The following is a 1,886-nucleotide window of genomic DNA, read 5'->3' on the forward strand; positions in this document are numbered from 1 at the left end:
AGTGCTTCTGCTTTAAATTCAGGAGAATGGATAATACGTTTTTTCTTGCTTGTCATGCTTCACCTCGTTAGTGATTGTACTCACTTAACTCGGTGTCCAAAACTGCTGGTGCGGATCACTTTTCCTAATGCCAGTAAAGTGTATAAAGGAAAGAGGAAATGTGCATATCGCATGAACCTACTGCGGTGGTTCTAAAGTGTCTTTCGAACGATGAGAATGTAAATTATCAGTAAGATTAACACCAGATTTTCTGTTGGTAGCTCGGCTAATACTTTTATCAATTCAATCATAAATCACCTTTTTGTTGTGTAAGGTGATTATTCAATAATTGCTTCGTCGTGTCGGGGGTACAAAAAGGAACATTAGCAAGACAGTCCAACAAAAGGCTTACTAGCTAGCTCTAGATGAACTATTTCTGATGGTTCAAACTTCAGTTTCAGTGGCTTTTGAAGTCCAAGCTTATTTACATGATAGTCAATTAATTCTGAAGCTAGTTTACGTCGAGCTGTCACTATTGCATTCTCTAACCAATTATTATGTGTTAATGCATGAACTGGATGCCGTTCGCTTATGGGGTTGTTGATTAAATGTTCTTGAAAATAGCCTTCTAGGAGATGGTAAATAGGTCTGCAAGGCCTATGAATTGTACGTTTCAAGTTTTCCATTCTATGCTTGCTGTCCTGCATCATTGACAGTTTACTTTCATAAGCTGATGAGCACCAAGACAGTATTTCTTCGAAGCTCTTGTCTGAACCATCTAGGACAGCCTGATTGTAAGCGGCATATGCGTGATAAGCATGTAACCGTTTTTGAAGTCTTTTTGTGCCCTTACTGATAGTTTGATTTACCGACTTCCAAGGTTTTTTTATTTGCCAAGCTTCTTGAATTTCTTTAGGTTGCTTTTGAAACAATGTGAGCATTTCATTGTCATGAATGCGGCAATAAGCACCTACCATTGACGAAAAATACCTAATTCAATGTGATGATTCACGTTGTGATGGATAGGCTAGTAATGCTAAGTATTGCGCACACCCTATCATTCCATCTTCAATTAGATAAGTTTTCTCAAATGTAGGCTGATACTGAAGAAATAGCCTGTCGGTTTCCCTATCAATTACGTTTTTATGTTGTAGGTAATACTCATAAGCTTCATCCATATGTTAATCTCTATCTGAAAATCGATATGTTACATATAGCTTATCACTTTTTGTTGCTCGCTGAACTGTTCACGGAATCGACCAAGCTTCCGACCACAACTTGCTAGTCGCTATTCCATACTTGAGTTAATTTAGCCTTTGCTAATTTAGAGGTTCGCTAACGCGTTTGTGTCCAGTGACGTATCAGTACGATATTCCGCTCTGTGGGAATCAGATCTGCTCCATTCATTTTCCCTCATATTTTCTATAGTTACATACTGAGTTAACTTGTTTAATGGTCAAATACGAACTAGATTATGTAGTTAGCTGTAAACTTAAAATGGTCTATTTTCGAAACGGTGAATTCGAGAATAGCAATTTTTAATATTTCACCAATAAAATAGAAGACACGAACATGAGTAAAGGTACAGTTAAGTGGTTTAATGCAGATAAAGGCTTTGGATTTATCACTCCGGAGGATGGTGGCAAGGATTTGTTTGTCCATCATTCAGAAATTAAAACAGGCGGTGGTTATGCAACCCTCAATGAGGGTCAGAAGGTTGAGTTTGAAGTAGGTCAAGGGTCAAAAGGGCCATGTGCTACTAACGTTCGTCCTTTGTAACTAATATGTATTAGTTCCGACTAGATCTGACACTTCAATTTGAAAAGAAGAGAGTTACCCACTTTGATTAAAGGTGCTGAATCTGTAATCAAAGACAATAAGAGGTAACTCTCATGCTTCATACTAGC

2 protein-coding genes are annotated in these 1,886 nt (G+C 37.8%); one reads left to right on the top strand and one right to left on the bottom strand.

The window, feature by feature from the left end:
- Nucleotides 1-362 precede the first annotated feature (362 nt).
- Nucleotides 363-956 carry a hypothetical protein gene (locus tag P2G85_RS21345; protein ID WP_275866010.1) on the bottom strand — a complete coding sequence of 198 codons (594 nt, stop codon included), beginning with the start codon at nt 954-956 and terminating at the stop codon, nt 363-365.
- A gap of 595 nt (nt 957-1,551) precedes the next feature.
- Here P2G85_RS21345 and P2G85_RS21350 point away from each other — a divergent pair.
- Nucleotides 1,552-1,758 carry a cold-shock protein gene (locus P2G85_RS21350; RefSeq protein WP_275866011.1) on the top strand — a complete coding sequence of 69 codons (207 nt, stop codon included), beginning with the start codon at nt 1,552-1,554 and terminating at the stop codon, nt 1,756-1,758.
- Nucleotides 1,759-1,886: the final 128 nt, after the last annotated feature.

It is taken from the genome of Vibrio sp. CAU 1672 (assembly GCF_029223195.1).
Taxonomy (GTDB): Bacteria; Pseudomonadota; Gammaproteobacteria; order Enterobacterales; family Vibrionaceae; genus Vibrio.